The 20,641-nt window shown below is 49.7% G+C and carries 16 protein-coding genes, 2 tRNA genes and 2 rRNA genes; 8 read left to right on the top strand and 12 right to left on the bottom strand.

What is annotated here, in order from left to right; translation table 11 throughout:
• Positions 1-62 precede the first annotated feature (62 nt).
• From AC3ISQ_RS01315 to AC3ISQ_RS01300, 4 genes are all read right to left on the bottom strand, one after another.
• Positions 63-2,972 (bottom strand): 23S ribosomal RNA (locus AC3ISQ_RS01315).
• 218 nt (positions 2,973-3,190) lie between these two features.
• A tRNA-Ala gene (locus AC3ISQ_RS01310) sits at positions 3,191-3,266 on the bottom strand.
• 137 nt (positions 3,267-3,403) lie between these two features.
• A tRNA-Ile gene (locus AC3ISQ_RS01305) sits at positions 3,404-3,480 on the bottom strand.
• Positions 3,481-3,554: 74 nt separating this feature from the next.
• Positions 3,555-5,096 (bottom strand): 16S ribosomal RNA (locus tag AC3ISQ_RS01300).
• Together the 16S and 23S rRNA genes with 2 tRNA genes alongside form the textbook arrangement of a ribosomal RNA operon.
• 506 nt (positions 5,097-5,602) lie before the next feature.
• On the opposite strand from AC3ISQ_RS01300, the gene AC3ISQ_RS01295 reads away from it, so the two are divergent.
• Positions 5,603-6,142 (top strand): gamma carbonic anhydrase family protein, encoded by a 540-nt coding sequence (locus AC3ISQ_RS01295; RefSeq protein ID WP_489350200.1) that lies wholly within the window; start codon positions 5,603-5,605, stop codon positions 6,140-6,142.
• 36 nt (positions 6,143-6,178) lie between these two features.
• Here the strand turns inward: AC3ISQ_RS01295 and aroE are convergent, their stop codons facing one another.
• The 5 genes from aroE to dprA are packed head-to-tail and all read right to left on the bottom strand — an operon-like array spanning position 6,179 to position 9,704.
• A complete protein-coding gene (aroE, locus tag AC3ISQ_RS01290; protein ID WP_489350199.1) occupies positions 6,179-6,997 on the bottom strand; it encodes a shikimate dehydrogenase in 819 nt (272 codons plus the stop codon).
• 10 nt (positions 6,998-7,007) lie between these two features.
• A complete protein-coding gene (tsaC, locus tag AC3ISQ_RS01285) occupies positions 7,008-7,559 on the bottom strand; it encodes an L-threonylcarbamoyladenylate synthase type 1 TsaC (protein WP_489350198.1) in 552 nt (183 codons plus the stop codon).
• 7 nt (positions 7,560-7,566) lie between these two features.
• Positions 7,567-8,112, bottom strand: a complete 546-nt coding sequence (locus AC3ISQ_RS01280) for a DNA topoisomerase family protein (RefSeq protein ID WP_489350197.1) — start codon at positions 8,110-8,112, stop codon at positions 7,567-7,569.
• 25 nt (positions 8,113-8,137) lie between these two features.
• The gene (smg, locus tag AC3ISQ_RS01275) at positions 8,138-8,611 is read right to left on the bottom strand and encodes a DUF494 family protein Smg (RefSeq protein WP_489350196.1); all 474 of its coding nucleotides are present in this window, start codon (positions 8,609-8,611) and stop codon (positions 8,138-8,140) included.
• Positions 8,583-9,704 carry a DNA-protecting protein DprA gene (dprA, locus tag AC3ISQ_RS01270; RefSeq protein ID WP_489350195.1) on the bottom strand — a complete coding sequence of 374 codons (1,122 nt, stop codon included), beginning with the start codon at positions 9,702-9,704 and terminating at the stop codon, positions 8,583-8,585. Before dprA ends, smg begins: the two co-directional genes overlap by 29 nt.
• Before the next feature lie 133 nt (positions 9,705-9,837).
• Between dprA and def the strand changes: the two genes are divergently transcribed.
• The 5 genes from def (at position 9,838) to mscL (ending at position 14,631) form a co-directional block, all read left to right on the top strand.
• Entirely contained in the window at positions 9,838-10,350 is a 513-nt protein-coding gene (gene def, locus AC3ISQ_RS01265) for a peptide deformylase (RefSeq protein ID WP_489350194.1), read from the top strand.
• 17 nt (positions 10,351-10,367) lie between these two features.
• Positions 10,368-11,312 carry a methionyl-tRNA formyltransferase gene (gene fmt, locus AC3ISQ_RS01260; protein WP_489350193.1) on the top strand — a complete coding sequence of 315 codons (945 nt, stop codon included), beginning with the start codon at positions 10,368-10,370 and terminating at the stop codon, positions 11,310-11,312.
• A 63-nt stretch (positions 11,313-11,375) separates the two neighbouring features.
• Positions 11,376-12,665, top strand: coding sequence for a 16S rRNA (cytosine(967)-C(5))-methyltransferase RsmB (rsmB, locus tag AC3ISQ_RS01255; RefSeq protein ID WP_489350192.1), 1,290 nt, complete (start codon positions 11,376-11,378; stop codon positions 12,663-12,665).
• Between the two features lie 28 nt (positions 12,666-12,693).
• A complete protein-coding gene (trkA, locus tag AC3ISQ_RS01250; protein WP_489350191.1) occupies positions 12,694-14,070 on the top strand; it encodes a Trk system potassium transporter TrkA in 1,377 nt (458 codons plus the stop codon).
• A 141-nt stretch (positions 14,071-14,211) separates the two neighbouring features.
• Positions 14,212-14,631, top strand: coding sequence for a large-conductance mechanosensitive channel protein MscL (gene mscL / locus AC3ISQ_RS01245; RefSeq protein ID WP_489350190.1), 420 nt, complete (start codon positions 14,212-14,214; stop codon positions 14,629-14,631).
• Positions 14,632-14,760: 129 nt separating this feature from the next.
• On the opposite strand, the gene groL is transcribed toward mscL, so the two are convergent.
• The 3 genes from groL to AC3ISQ_RS01230 form a co-directional block, all read right to left on the bottom strand.
• Positions 14,761-16,404, bottom strand: coding sequence for a chaperonin GroEL (groL, locus tag AC3ISQ_RS01240; protein WP_489350189.1), 1,644 nt, complete (start codon positions 16,402-16,404; stop codon positions 14,761-14,763).
• Between the two features lie 44 nt (positions 16,405-16,448).
• A complete protein-coding gene (locus AC3ISQ_RS01235; protein ID WP_004952634.1) occupies positions 16,449-16,742 on the bottom strand; it encodes a co-chaperone GroES in 294 nt (97 codons plus the stop codon).
• Positions 16,743-16,937: 195 nt separating this feature from the next.
• The gene (locus AC3ISQ_RS01230; RefSeq protein ID WP_489350188.1) at positions 16,938-17,429 is read right to left on the bottom strand and encodes an FxsA family protein; all 492 of its coding nucleotides are present in this window, start codon (positions 17,427-17,429) and stop codon (positions 16,938-16,940) included.
• 350 nt (positions 17,430-17,779) lie between these two features.
• Between AC3ISQ_RS01230 and aspA the strand changes: the two genes are divergently transcribed.
• Together aspA and AC3ISQ_RS01220 are read left to right on the top strand one after the other, a co-directional pair.
• Positions 17,780-19,216 (top strand): aspartate ammonia-lyase, encoded by a 1,437-nt coding sequence (aspA, locus tag AC3ISQ_RS01225; RefSeq protein WP_489350187.1) that lies wholly within the window; start codon positions 17,780-17,782, stop codon positions 19,214-19,216.
• A gap of 123 nt (positions 19,217-19,339) precedes the next feature.
• Positions 19,340-20,641 carry an anaerobic C4-dicarboxylate transporter gene (locus AC3ISQ_RS01220; protein ID WP_489350186.1) on the top strand — a complete coding sequence of 434 codons (1,302 nt, stop codon included), beginning with the start codon at positions 19,340-19,342 and terminating at the stop codon, positions 20,639-20,641.

Raw genomic sequence — 20,641 nt, 5'->3', positions numbered from 1 at the left:
ATCCAATCTGTAAACTCGCTGAAAATTAAAATCCACTCTCACCAAAACACCTTCGGTGTTGTAAGGTTAAGCCTCACGGTTCATTAGTACTGGTTAGCTCAATGCATCGCTGCACTTACACACCCAGCCTATCAACGTCTTAGTCTTAAACGTTCCTTTAGGTGACTCAAGGTCACAGGGAAGACTCATCTCGAGGCAAGTTTCGCGCTTAGATGCTTTCAGCGCTTATCTCTTCCGCATTTAGCTACCGGGCAATGCCATTGGCATGACAACCCGAACACCAGTGATGCGTTCACTCCGGTCCTCTCGTACTAGGAGCAACCCCTCTCAATCTTCCAACGCCCACGGCAGATAGGGACCGAACTGTCTCACGACGTTCTAAACCCAGCTCGCGTACCACTTTAAATGGCGAACAGCCATACCCTTGGGACCTACTTCAGCCCCAGGATGTGATGAGCCGACATCGAGGTGCCAAACACCGCCGTCGATATGAACTCTTGGGCGGTATCAGCCTGTTATCCCCGGAGTACCTTTTATCCGTTGAGCGATGGCCCTTCCATTCAGAACCACCGGATCACTAAGACCTACTTTCGTACCTGCTCGAGCCGTCACTCTCGCAGTCAAGCTAGCTTATGCCTTTGCACTAACCTCACGATGTCCGACCGTGATTAGCTAACCTTCGTGCTCCTCCGTTACTCTTTGGGAGGAGACCGCCCCAGTCAAACTACCCACCAGACACTGTCCTCAATCCAGATTATGGACCAGAGTTAGAACATCAAACATTAAAGGGTGGTATTTCAAGGTTGGCTCCACGCAGACTGGCGTCCACGCTTCAAAGCCTCCCACCTATCCTACACATCAAGGCTCAATGTTCAGTGTCAAGCTATAGTAAAGGTTCACGGGGTCTTTCCGTCTTGCCGCGGGTACACTGCATCTTCACAGCGAGTTCAATTTCACTGAGTCTCGGGTGGAGACAGCCTGGCCATCATTACGCCATTCGTGCAGGTCGGAACTTACCCGACAAGGAATTTCGCTACCTTAGGACCGTTATAGTTACGGCCGCCGTTTACTGGGGCTTCGATCAAGAGCTTCGCATTGCTGCTAACCCCATCAATTAACCTTCCAGCACCGGGCAGGCGTCACACCGTATACGTCCACTTTCGTGTTTGCACAGTGCTGTGTTTTTATTAAACAGTTGCAGCCAGCTGGTATCTGCGACTGGCTTCAGCTCCGAGAGCAAGTCTCTTCACCTAATGCCAGCGTGCCTTCTCCCGAAGTTACGGCACCATTTTGCCTAGTTCCTTCACCCGAGTTCTCTCAAGCGCCTGAGTATTCTCTACCTGACCACCTGTGTCGGTTTGGGGTACGATTTGATGTTACCTGGAGCTTAGAGGCTTTTCCTGGAAGCTTGGCATCAACTACTTCATCACCGTAGTGACTCGTCATCACGCCTCAGGGTTCGATAAGAGAACGGATTTACCAATTCTCTCCCCCTACACGCTTAAACCGGGACAACCGTCGCCCGGCTAGCCTAGCCTTCTCCGTCCCCCCTTCGCAGTAACACCGAGTACAGGAATATTAACCTGTTTCCCATCGACTACGCTTTTCAGCCTCGCCTTAGGGGTCGACTCACCCTGCCCCGATTAACGTTGGACAGGAACCCTTGGTCTTCCGGCGTGCGGGTTTTTCACCCGCATTATCGTTACTTATGTCAGCATTCGCACTTCTGATACCTCCAGCAGCCCTCACAGACCACCTTCTACGGCTTACAGAACGCTCCCCTACCCAACAACGCCTAAGCGTCGCTGCCGCAGCTTCGGTGCATGGTTTAGCCCCGTTACATCTTCCGCGCAGGCCGACTCGACCAGTGAGCTATTACGCTTTCTTTAAATGATGGCTGCTTCTAAGCCAACATCCTGGCTGTCTATGCCTTCCCACATCGTTTCCCACTTAACCATGACTTTGGGACCTTAGCTGGCGGTCTGGGTTGTTTCCCTCTTCACGACGGACGTTAGCACCCGCCGTGTGTCTCCCGTGATAACATTCTTCGGTATTCGGAGTTTGCATCGGTTTGGTAAGCCGGGATGGCCCCCTAGCCGAAACAGTGCTCTACCCCCGAAGATGAGTTCACGAGGCGCTACCTAAATAGCTTTCGGGGAGAACCAGCTATCTCCCGGTTTGATTGGCCTTTCACCCCCAGCCACAAGTCATCCGCTAATTTTTCAACATTAGTCGGTTCGGTCCTCCAGTTAGTGTTACCCAACCTTCAACCTGCCCATGGCTAGATCACCGGGTTTCGGGTCTATACCTTGCAACTAGACGCCCAGTTAAGACTCGGTTTCCCTACGGCTCCCCTATTCGGTTAACCTTGCTACAAAATATAAGTCGCTGACCCATTATACAAAAGGTACGCAGTCACCCCCATAAAGAAGGCTCCCACTGCTTGTACGTACACGGTTTCAGGTTCTATTTCACTCCCCTCGCCGGGGTTCTTTTCGCCTTTCCCTCACGGTACTGGTTCACTATCGGTCAGTCAGGAGTATTTAGCCTTGGAGGATGGTCCCCCCATATTCAGACAGGATGTCACGTGTCCCGCCCTACTCATCGAACTCACAACTCATGCCTCTTCGTGTACGGGACTATCACCCTTTACTGTGCGACTTTCCAGACGCTTCCACTGAGACACAAACTGATTCAGGTTCTGGGCTCTTCCCCGTTCGCTCGCCGCTACTGGGGGAATCTCGGTTGATTTCTTTTCCTCGGGGTACTTAGATGTTTCAGTTCCCCCGGTTCGCCTCATACGACTATGTATTCATCGTATGATAGTGCAACGTATTGCACTGGGTTTCCCCATTCGGGTATCGTCGGTTATTGCGGTTCATATCACCTTACCGACGCTTATCGCAGATTAGCACGCCCTTCATCGCCTCTGACTGCCTAGGCATCCACCGTGTACGCTTAGTCACTTAACCTCACAACCCGAAGGTGTCTTCTGTAAACAGAGAACACATCGTGCTGTAAACATTTGAGAGACTCTATGACGGGTTAGTCCTTACCCCAGTACTGCTACGGAGGGATAAGTTTCAGCCGTCATGTTTCAATTTTCAGCTTGTTCCAGATTGTTAAAGAGCAAAATACTTCGCAGCATACTGTCACCAGTACACTCTGAAGTATTATTACAGGACGTATATGGTGGAGCTAAGCGGGATCGAACCGCTGACCTCCTGCGTGCAAGGCAGGCGCTCTCCCAGCTGAGCTATAGCCCCATACAGTCGTGCACAGGAATACCGTTTGATTTACCATTACATCCCGAAGAATGTAATTTTTGCTCAGGCAAGGCGTGAGGTTGCGACGCATAGTGAACTATGCGAGCCAACCGAACAACGCAGCATGGGCGAAAATTTGGTAGGCCTGAGTGGACTTGAACCACCGACCTCACCCTTATCAGGGGTGCGCTCTAACCACCTGAGCTACAAGCCTATAAAGGTATTTCCTGCTCGTTACTTTTTCATCAGACAATCTGTGTGGACACTGCACAGTCAAACATCTTTAGGTAAGGAGGTGATCCAACCGCAGGTTCCCCTACGGTTACCTTGTTACGACTTCACCCCAGTCATGAATCACAAAGTGGTAAGCGCCCTCCCGAAGGTTAAGCTACCTACTTCTTTTGCAACCCACTCCCATGGTGTGACGGGCGGTGTGTACAAGGCCCGGGAACGTATTCACCGTAGCATTCTGATCTACGATTACTAGCGATTCCGACTTCATGGAGTCGAGTTGCAGACTCCAATCCGGACTACGACGTACTTTATGAGGTCCGCTTACTCTCGCAAGTTCGCTTCTCTTTGTATACGCCATTGTAGCACGTGTGTAGCCCTACTCGTAAGGGCCATGATGACTTGACGTCATCCCCACCTTCCTCCAGTTTATCACTGGCAGTCTCCTTTGAGTTCCCGGCCGAACCGCTGGCAACAAAGGATAAGGGTTGCGCTCGTTGCGGGACTTAACCCAACATTTCACAACACGAGCTGACGACAGCCATGCAGCACCTGTCTCACAGTTTCCGAAGACACAGCTCTATCTCTAAAGCCTTCTGTGGATGTCAAGAGTAGGTAAGGTTCTTCGCGTTGCATCGAATTAAACCACATGCTCCACCGCTTGTGCGGGCCCCCGTCAATTCATTTGAGTTTTAACCTTGCGGCCGTACTCCCCAGGCGGTCGATTTAACGCGTTAGCTCCGGAAGCCACGCCTCAAGGGCACAACCTCCAAATCGACATCGTTTACAGCGTGGACTACCAGGGTATCTAATCCTGTTTGCTCCCCACGCTTTCGCACCTGAGCGTCAGTCTTTGTCCAGGGGGCCGCCTTCGCCACCGGTATTCCTCCAGATCTCTACGCATTTCACCGCTACACCTGGAATTCTACCCCCCTCTACAAGACTCTAGCTTGCCAGTTTCAAATGCAGTTCCCACGTTAAGCGCGGGGATTTCACATCTGACTTAACAAACCGCCTGCGTGCGCTTTACGCCCAGTAATTCCGATTAACGCTTGCACCCTCCGTATTACCGCGGCTGCTGGCACGGAGTTAGCCGGTGCTTCTTCTGCGAGTAACGTCAATGCTGAATGCTATTAACATCCAACCCTTCCTCCTCGCTGAAAGTGCTTTACAACCCTAAGGCCTTCTTCACACACGCGGCATGGCTGCATCAGGCTTGCGCCCATTGTGCAATATTCCCCACTGCTGCCTCCCGTAGGAGTCTGGACCGTGTCTCAGTTCCAGTGTGGCTGGTCATCCTCTCAGACCAGCTAGGGATCGTCGCCTAGGTGAGCCATTACCTCACCTACTAGCTAATCCCATCTGGGCACATCCGATGGTGTGAGGCCCTAAGGTCCCCCACTTTGGTCCGTAGACGTTATGCGGTATTAGCTACCGTTTCCAGTAGTTATCCCCCTCCATCGGGCAGTTTCCCAGACATTACTCACCCGTCCGCCGCTCGTCACCCGAAGAGCAAGCTCTTCTGTGCTACCGCTCGACTTGCATGTGTTAGGCCTGCCGCCAGCGTTCAATCTGAGCCATGATCAAACTCTTCAATTAAAAGCTTGATTTGCTTCAACTCGTGAAGCGATGCTCAAAGGTTACTGTATGAATTTTACTTCATGTGTCACTCTTCAAGACTTGATATTTTGTTGATGCTCGAAAGCATCTGGATATCATCTTGTGAGTGCCCACACAGATTGTCTGATAAATTGTTAAAGAGCAGTGAGTTACGCGCTTTCGCTTACTAACTCGAGGTGGCGTATATTACGCTTCCCTCTTTCAGAGTCAACCCTAATTTTCAGGTTTTTTCTCTTCCGACCCCGGAGACTCTGTGAAGTTGTTCACATGTTCCCTGTCGATGGAGGCGCATTATAGGGATCCGAGTTTTTTGCACAACCCCTTTTTGGATCTTTTCTTACTGTTTGCACACTTTTCGCCCCTTTAGCGTGGATCTTATGCGATCCGGGTCATTTTCCGCAGGATCTGGTCTTGCGACTGGTTGTAATTCCATCGCCAACGTCTAGTATTGCCGGTAAACATGATCCCGATGCGAGGCTTTACTAATGTCTGACGCAGTACGTTCTTACCTTCAATATTCTCCAAAGATCGGTCAACGCGTGATGATCGATCCTTCTAGCGTAGTCATCGGTAATGTTGAATTGGCCGATGACGTCAGTATCTGGCCACTCGTTGCCATTCGCGGCGACGTTAATGCAGTCAAGATCGGGGCACGTAGCAACATTCAAGATGGCAGCGTGCTGCACGTCACCCATAAGTCCGAACACAATCCCGATGGTTACCCATTAGTGATCGGCGAAGACGTGACGGTAGGGCATAAAGCCATGTTGCATGCTTGCACGATCGGTAATCGCGTTTTAGTCGGTATGGGTTCGATCCTACTGGATGGTGCCGTAGTAGAAGATGATGTGATGATTGGTGCTGGGAGTTTAGTGGCTCCGGGCAAGCGACTGGAAAGTGGCCACTTATATATGGGCAGCCCGGCACGTCAGGTGCGGTTATTAACAGAAGCAGAGAAAGAAGGCTTACTTTACTCTTCGAATAACTATGTTCGTTGGAAAGACGACTATCTGGAAGATCTCTAATCTACTTCCCCGTTCCGATTAGGAGCGGGGTTTGATTTAGGCTGACATCTCTTCGCGCAGTTGCTTCAATACTGGCTCTATTTTCGGCATCACTCCGTGCCACAAATGGAATGCATGCGCAGCCTGTCCCACCAGCATCCCTAAACCATCGGCATAACGCGTTGTCCCCTGTTGCTTTGCCCAAGCTAGAAATGGCGTTAGTCCTTGTTGATAGAACATATCGTAGCAACGGATCTCGGAGTGCATAATGTCAGTCGGTAATGCAGGGATTTCACCACTGATGCCCGATGCCGTCGCATTAATCACGAGATCAAAGTGCTGCTGATCAAGTTGATCCATTGACAAAGCAGCGATCTCACCAATGTGTTGGAACACCTGCGCTAATTCCTGTGCGCGGCTGAAAGTGCGATTGGTAATGACCACTTCGCAACCAAACGAGAGTAACGGCAAGATCGTACCGCGTGCGGCTCCACCGGCACCCACCAGCAAAATACGATCCTTTGGTTGGATCAATTGCTGACGTTCGAGATCGGTCAACAGACCCACACCATCCGTGTTATCCCCCAGTAAGTGCCCACTATCTTTTACTTTGAGCGTATTCACCGCCCCGGCCATGGCTGCACGCTCACTGAGTTCATCAGCAATCTGATAAGCCTGTTCTTTAAACGGCACCGTAACATTTGCTCCCTTGCCGCCCGCCAGTACGAAGGCTTGCAAAGTCGCGGCGAAACCATTCAATGGTGCGAGCACGGTACCATAAGGATGTTCAATACCCGTCTGCTCAGCGAAAAGCGCATGGATACGCGGCGACTTACTGTGACCAATCGGATTACCAAATACCGCAAATTTTTCCATGGTTCAGCCTCTAGCCCTGACGAATTTGTTTACCAGTCAAAACATCTCTGATTTCAGAAGGATTCAAACGACCACCCACATCTCCCGCCAAAACCGGGAATGTCGCGCCAAACTGCAATTCAACCTCTTGTGCAGTACGGCACGGCTCTTGCCCACTCAGATTGGCACTGGTGGAAACCAAAGGTTTACCGTAATCACGACACAATCTCTGTACTAATGGATGATCGCTAACCCGAACAGCCAGCGAGCTAAATTGGCCAGTCAAAAAGTTTGGCGTTTCCGGTTTAGCCGGGATCACCCAAGTGACTGGCCCAGGCCAACGAGAAAACATCACTGCACGCTGTGTTTCATTCAAAGCACTATCGTCAATATAAGGCATGAGTTGTTCGTAATCAGCAGCGATAAGGATCAATCCTTTCTGCCACGGGCGCTGTTTCAATGCCAATAATGTATTGACCGCCTGTTGGCTATCGGGATCGCAACCCAAGCCAAACACGGCCTCAGTCGGATAAGCAATCACCTGCTGGTTACGCAGCGCCTGGATAATAAGTTCTAAATTCATGATGTCATTATTCTGGGGTTACTACAGGTTTACCGCACAACTTACTGGCGCAGCACAAGGTTGGGCCTTTTGCCGTCCGTTTTTCCATTAATAGCGGGTAATTGCAATAAACGCACTCACCAGCAATAGGTTTGAAATTCAAGGCAAACTGACATTCTGGGTAGCGATCGCAAGAATGGAAAACCTTGCCGTAGCGTGACTTACGTTGTAACAATTTGCCCTGCTGGCATTGCGGGCAAGTGATAGAGGTTTCATCAGGTTTATCGATCACCTCAGTGTGATCGCATTCCGGATAATCACTGCAAGCAATGAACATACCGTAACGCCCTTGGCGCAACACCAGCGTCGCCTGACACTTTGGACATTCCTGACCTTCCAACACTTTGACGATGTGTCCATCAGCCTGCCCTTTTAATGGGCGAATATATTGGCATTCAGGATAGCGGGTACAACCGAGGAAGGGGCCGTGGCGACCACTGCGGATCACCAATTCGGCCCCACATTCTGGACAGGGTTCATTTTGCCTTGCGGCAAAAATCGCAGCTTTTGTCATAACTTCTTCTATATATGTTACCGGCTCAGTGCAGATAACCCTCATTAACTTCAAACAGCAATTCTTCCATTTGCTGGTAAGCGTTTTCATATCCGGGGATATTGAATAACACCATCAGCACCACCCATTTCAGGTCTTCGAGATCAAACTCCGTGTTATCTAACGCCATAACACGATCGATAACCATTTCACGGGTTTCGAGGTTTAGTACCTGTATCTGTTCAAGGAACAGCAGGAAACCACGGCAACCAGCATCCAACCGCACATTCTCTTCTTCGGTATAGATTCGCATCGCCAGCGGATCGGCGCCCATAAAGTACGGGGCATTTTCGCCATCCTGCAAGTCGGCCAGTTTCTCAAGCCAGTTTAACGCATTGTAGATATCATCCCGATGAAAACCCGCTTCTGCGAGATCATCCGTCAGTTTATCCTGATCGACGCGCATCTCTGGTTCATTGTGGATATAAGTTTCAAACAAGTACATGAGTACGTCGAACATGGCCTGCCCTCCTTATTCGGACATAGCCGCCGGGTACAGCTGCGATCCACCCTGCTAACTCCAGATTGAGTAATTTGATTACCACCTCTGGCACAGGTTGGCCGGCACGTTCAGCGACGACGTCAACAGGTGTCACCTCATCTCCTACGTTAGCCAACACATCGCAAAATGGCAATTCAACTTCGGCTTCTGGCGCAGAAATAGTTAGATTTTCATTCACGGACAGCCAATGCAGACCACTTCCTACGTTTTCTGCAATCTCTTTCGGCGACGTCACCAAATAAGCGCCCTGCTGAATTAACCAATGTGTCCCTTCACTCATTGGGTTACCTAAAGCTCCCGGCAGAGCAAAAACTTCACGTCCTTGCTCCAAGGCATAACGGGCTGTAATCAATGAACCGCTGCGTAACGAAGCTTCGACCACCACCACACCCAAGCTCAAACCGCTGATGATACGGTTGCGACGCGGAAAATGGTCGGCCATCGGTAAATCTGTGACCAAAAGTTCCGAAATCACCGCTCCGCCTTGTTCAACAATACGATCGGCCAAACGCCGATGTCGACGCGGATACACATTCGCCAAACCGCTACCTAGCACAGCAATCGTGATGCCCTGAGCTTCTAACGCTGCCCTGTGGCATATACCATCGATACCGATTGCCAGTCCGCTGGTCACCGCAAAACCGCAATGCACCAACTCACTCGCAAAATAGTTTCCCCAATGTTCGCCATAGTGGCTGAACTGACGACTTCCCACCATAGCAATTTGCGGTAAGGATAAAGCGGCAGGATTTCCTTTCACCAATAACAGCAGCGGAGCATCATTAATATGCTGTAAACGTTCTGGATACCCAGTTTCGCCATAGCTCAATAACCCATGTTCGGGTTGCTCCAACCATTTGAGCGTCTCCGCAAGATACTCTGAATTTGCCTGTCGAAATTGAGCGGCCTGTTTAGCGTTCAACCCAAAAGGCACCAACAATGGGTAGGGATCTCCGCCTTCGGCAAGTAATTGCTGAATAACTCTGCTGGCCTGAGCAGCTTCAATGCCTGTAACCCCGTGCATCCTTAACTTGATTTCTGCCGGTTGCATTATCTATTCCCTCCCTGAATTTGTTGGTATTACCAATTCGTGCAATTGGTAGACGATGCTGTCAATCAAGGCCGGAAATGTCTAGAATAGATAATGAACTCTCTTCATCACTCGGATACAGATCTAAAGATATATGTCAGTCTTGCAGGTATTACATTTCCCAGACGAGCGGCTACGCAAAATTGCGGCCCCGGTAAAAGAAGTCAATGCAGATATCCAGCGCATCGTGGATGATATGTTTGAAACCATGTACGCAGAGGAAGGCATTGGTCTGGCTGCGACGCAGGTGGATATTCATCAGCGCATTATCGTGATTGATGTTTCTGAGAACCGCGATCAACGCTTAGTGTTGATCAACCCAGAACTGCTGGAAAAAAGCGGTGAAACCGGTATCGAAGAAGGCTGCCTTTCTATTCCAGAACAGCGCGCTTTGGTACCACGTGCCGAGAAAGTGAAGATCCGCGCATTGGATCGCGAAGGTAACACTTTCGAGCTTGAGGCCGACGATTTGTTAGCCATCTGCATCCAGCATGAAATGGATCACTTGGTAGGTAAACTGTTTGTCGACTATCTGTCGCCACTGAAACGCCAGCGCATCCGTCAGAAACTGGAAAAAATGGCCAAGCTAAACGCCCGCGCCTCTTAAACCAGCAGGAAATCAACGTGTCTGATTCTTTACGGATTATTTTTGCCGGAACTCCAGACTTTGCAGCGCGTCATCTTGACGCGCTGTTGTCTTCTGGGCACCAAGTTGTGGGTGTTTTCACCCAGCCAGACCGCCCGGCCGGTCGTGGTAACAAACTGACCCCTAGTCCAGTCAAAGTACTAGCCGAGCAGCATCAACTGCCGGTATTGCAACCTAAATCCCTACGCCCGGAAGAAAACCAGCATCTAGTGGCTGATCTCAACGCCGATGTCATGGTAGTGGTCGCCTACGGTTTGATCTTACCTAAAGCCGTATTAGATATGCCGCGCTTGGGTTGCATCAACGTACATGGTTCACTGCTGCCGCGCTGGCGCGGTGCCGCTCCAATCCAACGCTCCTTGTGGGCTGGCGATAGCGAAACTGGCGTAACCATTATGCATATGGATGTCGGTCTCGATACCGGTGACATGATGCTCAAAATGAGTTGCCCAATTGAAGCCAGCGACACCAGTGCCAGTCTGTACGACAAACTGGCGGAGTTAGGGCCGAAGGGACTTCTGACTACGTTGCAACAAATGGCTGACGGAACTGCCAGTCGTGAAGTGCAAGACGAAGCACTCGTCACTTATGCTGAAAAACTCAGCAAGGAAGAGGCTCGTTTGGATTGGAACCTTTGTGCAGCTCAGTTGGAGCGGTGTATTCGCGCCTTCAACCCGTGGCCGGTCAGCTACTTCACCATTGATGATCAACCGGTGAAAGTTTGGCAGGCAACGGTAATAAGCGAAAACAGCCAAGCAGAACCAGGCACCATTGTTCATGCGGATAAGCATGGCATTCAGGTCGCTACCAAAGAAGGTATCCTCAATCTGACGCAGCTGCAGCCCGCAGGCAAAAAGCCTATGTCGGCGCAAGATCTGTTGAACTCCCGTCGCGAGTGGTTTACTCCGGGCAACCAGCTATAAATCACAGCCTTAACCCGGTAATAAATTACCGGGTTGTTTCTTTTTTCTACCGGTCGTTAGCCTATGAAAAACAATTACAATCTCCGCAGCATGGCTGCCAAGGCCATCGGCCAGGTACTGGATCAAGGCCAGTCACTCAGCACAATTCTGCCTGCGTTGCAGAAAAACATTGCCGATAAAGATCGCTCCCTATTGCAGGAACTGTGCTTCGGTACGTTGCGCGTGTTGCCGCAGCTCGAATGGTGCATTCAGCAACTGATGGCCAAGCCGATGGTGGGTAAACAGCGCCCTTTGCACTACTTACTGATGGTCGGCATGTACCAGTTGTTATATACCCGCATTCCTCCACATGCAGTATTGGCCGAAACCGTCGAAGGTGCAGTGACGTTGAAACGCCCACAGCTAAAAGGTTTGATTAACGGAGTTCTACGTCAATTCCAACGTCGGCAAGAAGAGCTCCTGCAACGCGCCGCCAATAACGACAGCCGATACTTGCATCCGAGTTGGTTACTGAAACGCATCCAACAAGCCTATCCCGCACAATGGGAGCAGATTGTTGATGCCAATAATCAAAAACCACCGATGTGGCTGCGTGTTAATCGTCTGCACCACACTCGTGATGAATATCTGAAACTCATGGAGCAGGCCGAAATTGCCGCCGTTGCTCATAGTGAATATCCCGATGCAGTACGCTTGATAACGCCTTGTGCCGTTACCGATTTACCCGGTTTTGCCGATGGTTGGGTCACTGTGCAAGACGCCTCCGCACAAGGTTGCGTCGATCTACTCGATCCACAGAATGGCGAACAGATCCTCGATCTCTGTGCTGCGCCAGGCGGTAAAACGACGCATATTTTAGAAGCCGCCCCAAAAGCTCAGGTAATGGCCGTTGATATTGATGAACAACGCCTAAGCCGGGTAAAAGAAAACCTGCAACGCCTGCGATTGCATGCTGAAGTAAAACTCGGTGATGGCCGCACACCGCAACAATGGTGTGGCGACAAACAATTCGATCGGATTCTACTGGACGCACCCTGTTCCGCAACCGGCGTTATCCGGCGTCATCCAGACATAAAATGGCTGCGTCGGGACAGTGATATCACCGAACTTGCCAGCTTGCAGGCTGAGATCCTCGAAGCTATTTGGCCACATTTAAAAACGGGCGGCGTGATGGTCTATGCCACTTGTTCTATTCTGCCGCAGGAAAACAGCGAGCAAGTACACGCGTTTTTGCAACGTCATACAGATGCCAAGCTGGTTGAAACCGGTGACATCACACAACCTGGCAAGCAGAATATCCCCCATCCCGAGGACGGGGATGGATTCTTTTACGCTAAGCTGATTAAAATCTAACTATTCAGGGCATGAAGCAGGGAATCAGATGAAAATTATTATTCTTGGTGCTGGTCAAGTCGGTGGAACACTGGCAGAAAACCTGGTGGGTGAAAATAACGATATCACCGTAGTCGATACCGATACTGGCCGTTTGCGCCAACTACAGGACAAATTTGACCTGCGCGTGGTACAAGGCCATGGTTCTCACCCGCGCGTATTGCGTGAAGCTGGCGCCGAAGATGCCGACATGTTGGTTGCCGTCACCAATTCTGACGAAACCAATATGATCGCCTGTCAGATTGCCTATTCATTATTCAACACCCCAAACCGCATCGCCCGAATCCGCGCCCCAGAATACATTCGCGAATCTGAGAAGTTGTTCCTGCCGGAAGCGGTACCTATCGACCATTTGATCTCGCCAGAACAATTGGTTATCGATTACATCTATAAATTGATTGAATACCCTGGCGCGCTACAGGTGGTGAATTTTGCAGAAGGCAAGGTCAGTATCGCCGCAGTGAAAGCCTACTACGGTGGACCATTGGTCGGTAATGCTCTATCTTCGATGCGTGAGCATATGCCACATATTGATACCCGCGTGGCTGCTATTTTCCGCCAGGATCGTCCCATCCGTCCGCAAGGCTCCACCATTATCGAAGCTGGTGATGAAGTGTTCTTTGTCGCTGCTTCACAGCATATCCGTGCAGTAATGAGTGAATTGCAGCGGCTGGAGAAACCTTATAAGCGCATCATGATTGTCGGTGGTGGTAACGTTGGTGCGGGCTTGGCCGCTCGATTAGAAAAGGACTATAACGTCAAACTGATCGAACGCAATCAGCAACGCGCCGCCGAGCTAGCCGAACAACTACACGATACCATCGTATTTTACGGTGATGCCTCTGATCAGGAATTGTTAGCTGAAGAGCACGTTGATCAAGTTGACGTTTTCATCGCTATCACCAACGATGATGAAGCCAATATCATGTCAGCCATGTTGGCCAAACGTATGGGCGCCAAGAAAGTCATGGTTCTGATCCAACGTCGTGCTTATGTCGATCTGGTCCAAGGCAGCGTGATCGATATCGCGATATCACCACAGCAGGCAACCATTTCAGCGTTATTAGGACACGTACGTAAAGCCGATATTGTCAGTGTATCCTCACTGCGTCGTGGTGTCGCCGAAGCCATCGAGGCCATCGCCCACGGAGATGAAAGCACCTCGAAAGTCGTTGGCCGTATTGTAGATAATATTAAATTACCACCAGGTACCACTATTGGCGCGATTGTGCGTGGTGACGATGTCATTATTGCCAACGGTAATAGCAAAATAGAACAAGGTGACCACGTCATCATGTTTATTACCGATAAGAAATTCGTACCAGACGTTGAACGCCTATTCCAACCCAGTCCATTTTTCCTGTAAAACGAATTTGTTAAGCAATTGTCACTATTTTTGCGTTAAAATTCGTTGCCGCAAGAAAAGCCAAAATCTTTTCTATACTTACTGTGGCGCAGGGAAGTAGCTTTGTTAAATTTGAGTTAGCTGTTTTGCGAGGGTGTTCTGATGAGTATGATGAAAGAGTTTCGTGAATTTGCCATGCGTGGCAATGTGGTCGATTTGGCTGTCGGTGTAATTATCGGGGCCGCTTTCGGGAAAATAGTATCGTCGTTTGTTGCCGATATTATTATGCCGCCATTGGGTCTATTGATCGGCGGAGTCGACTTCAAACAATTCCATTTAGTTTTACGCGAAGCCCAAGGTGCAGTACCTGCAGTCATGATGAACTACGGTGCTTTCATTCAAACTGTTTTTGATTTCGTTATCGTAGCTTTTGCTATTTTCTTAGCAATCAAGCTGATGAATCAAATGCGCCGTAAACAGGAAGAAACACCAGCGCCAGCCGCCGCACCAGAACCCACAGCAGAAGAGAAATTGCTGACTGAAATCCGCGATTTACTCAAGCAACAACAGCCAAAAGCATAATCTGAAAAAAATAAAGCACCGACGATACTCTCGTTCGGTGCTTTATATCCCGGCTAAATATCCGTTCAGCGATAAGTCACATAAGGCTTAAGTGAACGGTATTACGTCGGGGTTCTTAACGGGGATGACTTACATCATGCCGCCCATACCACCCATGCCGCCCATACCACCAGCGCCCATGTCTGGTGCGTCGCCTTTCGGCAGATCGGTAACCATACACTCGGTGGTGATCATCAGGCCAGCTACAGATGCCGCGTACTGCAGTGCAGAACGGGTTACTTTAGTTGGATCCAAGATACCCATCGCGATCATGTCGCCGTATTCTTCAGTGTAAGCGTTGTAGCCGTAGCTGCCTTCGCCTGCTTTCACATTGTTAGCGATAACAGAAGCTTCTTCACCGGCGTTGATGACGATCTGACGCAGTGGGGATTCCATCGCACGCAAGGCAACTTTGATACCGACGTTCTGATCTTCGTTGTCGCCTTTCAAGCCAGCAATCTTGCCCGCTACACGGATCAGCGCTACGCCACCACCAGCAACCACGCCTTCTTCTACTGCAGCACGAGTTGCGTGCAGAGCATCTTCAACGCGAGCTTTCTTCTCTTTCATTTCAACTTCAGTTGCTGCGCCAACTTTGATAACGGCAACGCCGCCAGCCAGTTTAGCCACACGCTCTTGCAGTTTTTCACGATCGTAGTCAGAAGTTGCTTCTTCGATCTGCGCACGGATTTGAGCAACACGGCCTTGAATGGTTGCTTCGTCGCCTACGCCATCGATGATGATAGTGGTGTCTTTGTTGATAACAACGCGTTTTGCTTGACCCAGATCTTCCAGAGTCGTTTTTTCCAACTCCATACCGATCTCTTCAGAGATAACGGTACCGGCAGTCAGAGTCGCGATGTCTTGCAGCATGGCTTTACGACGGTCGCCGAAGCCAGGTGCTTTAACTGCAGCCACTTTCACGATGCCACGCATGGTGTTAACCACCAGCGTTGCCAGAGCTTCGCCTTCAACATCTTCAGCGATGATCAGTAGTGGTTTACCGGCTTTCGCAACGGCTTCCAGAACTGGCAGCATTTCGCGGATGTTGGAGATTTTCTTGTCAGCCAACAGGATGAATGGGCTATCCAATTCGATAGAACCGGTTTCTGGCTTGTTGATGAAGTACGGGGACAGGTAACCGCGATCGAACTGCATACCTTCAACAACGTCCAGCTCGTCTTGCAGGCCAGTGCCTTCTTCAACGGTGATAACGCCTTCTTTGCCCACTTTTTCCATCGCTTCTGCGATCAGTTTACCCACAGTTTCGTCGGAGTTGGCAGAGATGGTACCTACCTGAGCAATCGCTTTGGAGTCAGAGCAAGGCACAGACAGTTTTTTCAGTTCTTCAACCGCAGCGATAACCGCTTTGTCGATACCGCGCTTCAGATCCATCGGGTTCATGCCAGCAGCAACCGCTTTCAGGCCTTCAGTAATGATGGATTGAGCCAGAACGGTTGCAGTGGTGGTACCGTCGCCTGCAGCATCATTCGCTTTAGAGGCAACTTCTTTCACCATTTGTGCACCCATGTTTTCGAACTTGTCTTCCAGTTCAATTTCACGAGCGACAGAAACACCATCTTTAGTGATGGTCGGTGCACCGAAAGATTTATCCAAAACCACGTTACGGCCTTTAGGACCGAGGGTAACTTTCACTGCATCTGCCAGTACGTTAACGCCACGCAGCATTTTCACACGAGCGTCACTACCGAATTTTACGTCTTTAGCTGCCATTGGTATTTCCCTTCAATTCGTTCAGTTCAGAAGATAAAGCGCGATTACGCTTCAACAATTGCCAGAATGTCGCTTTCGGACATGATCAACACTTCTTCATTGTCGATCTTCTCTGCTTTCACGCCATAACCGTCGTTGAAGATTACGATATCGCCAACTTTCACATCCAGCGGCTGGATGTTGCCGCTTTCCAGAACACGTCCTTTACCAACGGCTACTACTTCACCACGAGTAGATTTACCCGCTGCAGAGCCAGTCAGAACGATGCCGCCAGCAGATTTTGATTCAACTTCTTTGCGCTTGACGATAACGCGGTCATGCAATGGACGAATACTCATTGAACGCTCTCCTGTAAGAAGGTCTGTATCAGATTTAGGGTTTTCCACCGGGTTATCTTTCGATTACCGGCCTTGTGGGAATTGAAATGGGGGCATTCCACAGCCCTTCAAGGGGGAGACAAAAAAAATTTCGTTTTTTTGTCTCAATTGCGATCTGCCGCAATGAAAAACGTAACCGAAGCCGCATTAGGAGAATTAACGATCTTGCCGCTTATCGTGTTCATCCGGTTGGTGATCCAACGTATGACGCTCGTCGTCTTTACGCTGATACTCACCATCGAAAGTGTTGCCATTAGCAGCATCACTACCCGCGCCCCAGCTACCCGGGCGGTAAATGGCAAGATGCGGCATCAGCTTCAAGGTCAATGACTTCTGAATTGGTGGTAACAGCAGCAACAGCCCAAGGAAGTCAGTAAAAAAGCCCGGAACCAGCAACAGAAAACCTGCCAACACCAGTGAAACGCTTTTCACCATTTCCGCCGCAGGGCTCTCGCCTGCAGCCAACTTTTGTTGCATCTGCGCGAAGGTTTTCATCCCTTGATTGCGCACTAAAGAAACACCGACACAAGAAGTGAAGACAACCAATAACAACGTGACCGCAACACCCAACACCGCAGCAACTTTAATAAATAATGATATCTCGATGTAAACCAAAAGAAATATCAACAAGAACGGTAACCAGCGCACCGTATTCTCCTATGGTTGAAAACAACGTACCCGCGACATGCGCGTATACATAAAATATGGAGCCTATAACAGGCCAACCTAATTACAATGGGGGCAACATGTGTCCTTTTCAACCAAAACTGATTTTTTACTGACAAAGTTGTCAAATGTGAAATCGATCACAGAACTAGAAAGCTGTGACTTTTGAAGCATCAGATAGTGATCTGCGTACACTCATTTATTACAAAGCAGCATATGATCTGGGCAGCAACAATAGCAGCGGTCAATACTTCCGCGCTTGAAGCTATCGACAACATAATTTAGTTACCACGCAAACAATTAATTCGGCAGCAACATTAAAGAAGGTTCTCATGTCAAACAACATTCGTATCGAAGAAGACCTACTAGGAACACGTGAAGTACCCGCAGAAGCCTACTATGGTGTTCATACTCTGCGTGCGATTGAAAACTTCTATATTAGTAACAGCAAAATCAGCGACGTTCCTGAGTTCGTCCGTGGCATGGTAATGGTGAAGAAAGCCGCAGCAATGGCTAACAAAGAGTTAAAAACCATCCCACGTAAAATCGCCGATACTATTATCCAAGCTTGCGACGAAGTGCTCGATAAAGGCAAGTGCATGGACCAATTCCCAGTGGATGTGTTCCAAGGCGGTGCTGGCACCTCTTTGAACATGAACACCAACGAAGTTCTGGCTAACATCGGTCTGGAACTGATGGGGCATCAGAAAGGTGAATACCAATATCTGAACCCTAACGATCACCTCAATAAAAGCCAATCCACCAACGATGCCTACCCAACTGGGTTCCGTATCGCGGTGTATGCTTCCAACCTGAAACTGATCGACGCCATTAATCAATTGCAAGAAGGCTTCGAACGTAAAGCCAAAGAATTCGAAACCATCCTGAAAATGGGCCGTACCCAGTTGCAAGATGCAGTACCTATGACTTTGGGTCAGGAGTTCCATGCCTTTAGCGTGTTACTGAGAGAAGAAACCCGTAACCTACACCGTACAGCCGAACTACTGCTGGAAGTGAACTTGGGCGCAACCGCCATCGGTACAGCACTGAACACGCCAGAAGGTTATCAGCACCTAGCCGTACAGAAACTGGCGGAAGTCAGTGGTCTACCAGTAGTTCCAGCTGAAGACCTGATCGAAGCAACTTCAGACTGTGGCGCTTACGTCATGGTACACAGCGCGCTGAAGCGTCTGGCTGTAAAAATGTCCAAGATTTGTAACGACTTACGCTTACTGTCCTCCGGCCCACGTGCTGGCCTGAACGAAATTAACCTGCCAGAATTGCAGGCGGGTTCTTCCATCATGCCAGCCAAGGTCAACCCAGTGGTGCCTGAAGTAGTAAACCAAGTGTGCTTCAAGGTGATCGGCAACGACACTTGCGTTACTATGGCGTCCGAAGCAGGCCAGTTGCAGCTCAACGTGATGGAGCCAGTCATCGGCCAAGCCATGTTTGAGTCAATCCACATCCTGACCAACGCATGCTACAACCTGCTGGAAAAATGCATCAACGGCATCACAGCAAATAAAGAAGTCTGCGAGCACTACGTATTCAACTCTATCGGTATCGTTACTTATCTGAACCCGTTTATTGGCCACCACAACGGTGACATCGTTGGTAAGATCTGTGCTGAAACTGGTAAAACCGTACGTGAAGTGGTGCTAGAACGTGGTCTGTTGACAGAAGCAGAACTGGACGACATCTTCTCAGTAGAGAACCTGATGCACCCGGCCTATAAAGCGAAACGCTATACCGATGAAAATGAACAATAATAGAACCATCCGGTAGCCTAAAAGGCACGCTAAATCCCTTGGATAGCGTGCCTTTTTACTTTCTAGCGCCTACAAAATTTTAACTTTTAATTTTCATATTTTTCCATTTTAAGGAGTGACACTATGTTAGCAGTGGAATTGGTTATCGTTCTACTGGCCATCTTTTTAGGGGCCAGGCTGGGCGGTATAGGCATTGGATTTGCAGGCGGTCTTGGGGTATTGGTACTCGCGCTGATTGGCGTTAAACCCGGTAATATCCCCTTCGACGTTATCTCAATCATCATGGCGGTTATCGCTGCCATCTCTGCGATGCAAGTCGCTGGCGGTATGGATTATCTGGTACAGCAAACAGAAAAACTGCTGCGCAAGAATCCTAAGTACATCACTATCTTGGCTCCGATCGTCACCTACTTCCTGACCATCTTCGCCGGTACCGGTAATATTTCTCTCTCCGCACTGCCAGTGATTGCTGAAGTAGCGAAAGAGCAAGGCATCAAACCTTGCCGTCCGCTGTCTACTGCCGTGGTTTCCGCGCAGATCGCCATCACCGCTTCGCCGATTTCCGCTGCGGTGGTGTATATGTCTTCCGTTATGGAAGGTCATGGTGTCAGCTATCTGCATCTGTTGATGGTGGTCATTCCTTCTACCTTCTGCGCCATCTTGCTGATGTCGTTGCTGGTGACTTGGTTATTTGACTCCAAACTGTCTGACGATCCGATTTACCAAAAACGTCTTGAAGAAGGTTTGGTGGCGCTACGTGGTAACAAGGTCGTCGAGATCAAACCACGCGCTAAAGCTTCCGTGCTGTTATTCCTGTTGGGCGTTGTGTGCGTAGTGGCTTATGCCATCATCAACAGTCCGAGTCTGGGTCTGGTGGTAACACCATTGATGAACACCACTAATGCCATCTTGATCATCATGCTCAGTGTGGCGACCCTGACCACCTTGCTGTGCCATGTAGATACCGATGCGGTATTGAACTCCAGCACGTTCAAAGCCGGTATGAGCGCCTGTATCTGTATTCTCGGCGTTGCTTGGCTGGGTGATACTTTTGTGCAGGCTAACATTGGTTGGATCAAAGATACGGCGGGCAGCGTAATCCAATCACATCCGTGGTTGCTGGCAGTGATTTTCTTCTTCTGTTCCGCTCTGCTGTATTCTCAGGCGGCAACAGCCAAGGCATTGATGCCAATGGCACTGGCACTGAACGTAACGCCACTGACTGCGGTAGCTTCTTTTGCGGCGGTTTCTGGCCTGTTCATCCTGCCAACCTATCCAACGCTGGTTGCTGCTGTACAGATGGACGACACCGGCACCACCCGTATCGGTCGCTTTGTCTTTAACCACCCGTTCTTCATCCCTGGCACCATCGGGGTAGTTCTCTCGGTGATCTTCGGCTTCCTGTTCGGTAGCGTGATCCTGTAA

It is taken from the genome of Serratia sp. KH_031 (assembly GCF_057839655.1).
This window is presented reverse-complemented; position numbering and strand designations above follow the sequence as displayed.